Origin of the sequence: uncultured Campylobacter sp. (assembly GCF_905371695.1) — a bacterium.
Lineage (GTDB): Bacteria > Campylobacterota > Campylobacteria > Campylobacterales > Campylobacteraceae > Campylobacter_A.
Genome location: NZ_CAJPMA010000127.1, coordinates 1 through 3,356, shown reverse-complemented (window position 1 = coordinate 3,356; position 3,356 = coordinate 1). Strand labels below are relative to the sequence as shown.

Sequence of the window (3,356 nt, the reverse complement as noted above, 5' to 3'; positions counted from 1 at the left end):
TTTAAAGGCAGTCGCTCAAATTTGGCGGCTTTATGGCGCAAATATCGCGTCAAATTTGCAAATTTAAGATCGCTTTTTTAAATTCATCCCCGCGCTCCACGTAGCTGCTAAACTGATCTAGGCTTGCCGCAGCAGGGCTTAAAAGCGCTATTTCGTCTAAATTTCCATCATTTGCGCTAGTCTTAGCAACTCCGTCAAATTTGAAATTTTTATCTATCTCGCCGACTGCGACGTTTAAAAATTCGCATTTTACGGCAGGGATTTTAAACTCAGCCGCAAGATTCATCAGCTTGTCCGTATTTGAGCCGATAGCGTAAATTTGCGCCTTAGCTCCGTGCAAGGCCTCAAAAAGCGGCCGCATATCTACGCCCTTATCGTCGCCGCCTAAAATCAAATGCAAAAATTTGCCCTCATATCGCTTTACGGCTTGGATGCTCGCGTCGATGTTGGTCGCTTTTGTGTCATTGACCCACGTGCGTCCGCGCGCATCGCGAAACTCCTCAAGCTTGTTGCCCTCGATGACAAAGTCGTTTAAAAGCTCTACGTCGCACCTATCGAGCAAAATTTTCTGGATAGCAAGCGCCAAAAGAGCGTCTGTTAAAAACGGCGTTTTAAAGGCGATATCGTTTAAATTTACGCCGCAAAACTCGGCCAAATCCGCCTCGTTTTCGTAGCTTATCACCTTTGCTTTAGTCGGCGCCCCGGCGTAAATTTTAGGTAGGATCGCGACCGTGTTTTCGCCCATCGTCGCTAGCGGCTTTAGCTTGGCGCGCTCATACTCGGCAAAGTCGCCGTGCCAGCTGAGGTGATCGGGCGTGATAGGCAAAAGCACGTAGATGCCGGGCACGGCAATGTTCGTGTAGTGCATCGTAAAGGAGCTGGTTTCAAGCACCCAAATTTTGGCGTTTACGTCAAGGTCTGCGAGCGGAACTCCGACGTTGCCGCCCATTACCGAGCCGTAGCGCGCCAGTAGATGCTGCGTCATCTTCGTCGTCGTGGTTTTGCCGTTCGTGCCGCTGATCCAGACGGTAAAGGGCATTTTGGCGCCGTAAATTTTATAAAAATAGTCGTACTCGCTGATGAGATTTTGCGCCTTTTTAACTAGCTCGTGACCGGGCGGAAAGCCGGGGCTCGGGATCTCTAAGCCGCTTTTTTCGGGTATAAAGAGGTTTGGCGGCAGTAAAGCGTTGCCCCATTCGTCGCTTGAGATCTCGCTAAATTTATCGTCGTAGATGTCCCAGCTGCCCTCTTTGCCGAAGTTTTTCGCGATTGCGCGCGTCGTGCCGCCGTAGCCAAATAGCGATTTTCTCATTTTTGCTCCTTTTTACGCTCTTTTGCCCCATAAAATTTGTGTTATTTCCTCCGCGTCCAGCTCGGTCATTACGCCGTTTCGTTTGTGTCTGGTAAAAAGTTTAAAATCATAAGTATCTTTAAAATTTAGCTTTAAAAACTCGGTAAAATATCCGCCTTCGCAAGCGAAATTCGGACGATCGTAAAACTCGTCCAAAAACTCGTCTTCGCTCTCTTGCGGCTCGAAACTCGTCATGCGCTCTATGATCTCGCGCAGCTCGTCCTTTGTGATATCTGGCACTAGGCGAGGCTCCGGAAGCGCGATATCAAAGGCTAAATTTTCAGCCCCGTCGGCCTCCCACCACTCCCACAGGTCAAATTTACTCATATTTTTGCCCGTGATTGCGTGCAGCTCGTTTTCCAGCTCGCGATATTTCTCGCCGCTCTCGTCGCCGTGTTCGTCGCAGTAGTCCGTATAGGCTAAAATTTTCTCCAAAATCCCGTCGTATCTTTTTCTAGCTGTCTCGTAATCCGGCTCTATCTGCGCTCTCATCAACTTCTCTTTATTAAATTTACCTGATTTTTAGCGCAGTCAGCGCGATTAAATTCGCCAAAACGGCGATGAGCCAAAACCTCACGATGATCTTATTTTCCACCCAGCCTTTTATCTCAAAATGATGGTGTATCGGCGCCATAAGGAAAATTCTCTTTTTAAAAATTTTAAAGCTTCCGACCTGCAAAATCACGCTCAAAGTCTCCATAACAAAGACGAAACCGATGATGATGAGCAGGATCTCGTTTTTCGTCATCACGCCCATGAGGCCGATATATGCGCCTACGCTGAGGCTCCCGCTGTCGCCCATGAAAACCTCGGCCGGATGGCAGTTAAACCACAAAAATCCCATCAGAGAGCCGATCAGAGCGGCGGCTACTACGACCGTCTCGCCTACGCCCGCGATCTTGGGCAAAAGTAAATACGAGCTAAACACCGCGTGTCCGCAGATGTAGGCGAATACGCCCAAAGTCAGCAGTGAAAATACCGCGGGCACCGTAGCTAGCCCGTCTAGGCCGTCGGTTAAATTTACCGCATTTGAGGCTGCGACGATGACGAGCGTCCAAAATGCGACTGCAAAAATGCCAAGATCAAGCACGGGAAATTTGTAAAACGGTAGATAAAATTTGCTTCCAAGCTCGCCTTGCAAATACAGTATCGAAGAGACGGCCAGAGCGATTAAAATTTGCGCGGCGAGTTTGGCTCTGGGGCTTAGTCCGTCGTGGTTCTTGCCGCCTGAAATTTTGCGAAAATCGTCTTTAAACCCAAGCGCCGTAAAGCCAGCAAGACAGACAATCGAGGCGAAGACGAAAACGTTATCTAACCTCGCGCAGATCACGCTCGCGACAAGCGCAGCTCCGATAAAGACAAGCCCGCCCATCGTCGGAGTTTTGGCTTTTTTTTGGTGCGTTTGCGGAGCTAGCTCGTAGATGGGCTGGGCGGCGTTTTTGGCCTTTGCCCACGCGATAAATTTAGGCAGCGCCCAAACGGTCAAGCAAAATGCGATGAAAAACGAAAAGCCCGCGCGAACGGTGATGTATTGAAAGATATTAAAATTTGAGAATTCATAAATATAGTAAAACATAAAGACCTTTATTTTAAAAAAGGCTAATTTTAGTATAATGCCGTTAAAAAATATCTAAATTTAAGGCAAAAATTTAAAAATGGCGCAAAAAACTATTTTGGTGATAACAGACGGCATCGGATATAATGAAAGTAGCGAATTTAACGCATTTGCGGCGGCAAAAAAGCCCACATACGATTGGCTATTTAAAAACGTCCCAAACTCGCTCATAAAAACCTCGGGCCTGGCAGTGGGCTTACCCGACGGACAGATGGGAAACAGCGAGGTTGGGCACATGTGCATCGGCAGCGGGCGGGTTTTGTATCAAAATTTGGTAAAAATTTCGCTCGGTTTTGAAAACGGCTCGCTAGCCAAAAGCGAAAAGCTTTTAAATTTGTTTAAAACTTGCAAACGCATCCACGTCGTCGGGCTTTACAGCGACGGAGGCGT

Annotated in this window: 3 protein-coding genes and 1 pseudogene; 1 reads left to right on the top strand and 3 read right to left on the bottom strand. The window is 47.9% G+C overall.

From position 1 onward, the window contains the following. Positions 1-49: 49 nt before the first annotated feature. From murD to mraY, 3 genes are read right to left on the bottom strand one after another with little or no spacing between them, the layout of a single operon-like run. Complete coding sequence (murD, locus tag QZ147_RS08770) at positions 50-1,312, bottom strand: UDP-N-acetylmuramoyl-L-alanine--D-glutamate ligase (RefSeq protein WP_295149422.1); 1,263 nt, start codon at positions 1,310-1,312, stop codon at positions 50-52. A gap of 12 nt (positions 1,313-1,324) precedes the next feature. Next, positions 1,325-1,843: a hypothetical protein gene (locus QZ147_RS08765; protein ID WP_295149419.1), complete on the bottom strand. Its 519-nt coding sequence runs from the start codon at positions 1,841-1,843 to the stop codon at positions 1,325-1,327. A gap of 19 nt (positions 1,844-1,862) precedes the next feature. Next, the gene (gene mraY / locus QZ147_RS08760) at positions 1,863-2,927 is read right to left on the bottom strand and encodes a phospho-N-acetylmuramoyl-pentapeptide-transferase (RefSeq protein WP_295149416.1); all 1,065 of its coding nucleotides are present in this window, start codon (positions 2,925-2,927) and stop codon (positions 1,863-1,865) included. A 79-nt stretch (positions 2,928-3,006) separates the two neighbouring features. Between mraY and QZ147_RS08755 the strand changes: the two are divergent. Next, positions 3,007-3,356 (top strand): annotated as a pseudogene (locus tag QZ147_RS08755) (phosphoglycerate mutase (2,3-diphosphoglycerate-independent)); the annotation flags it as partial.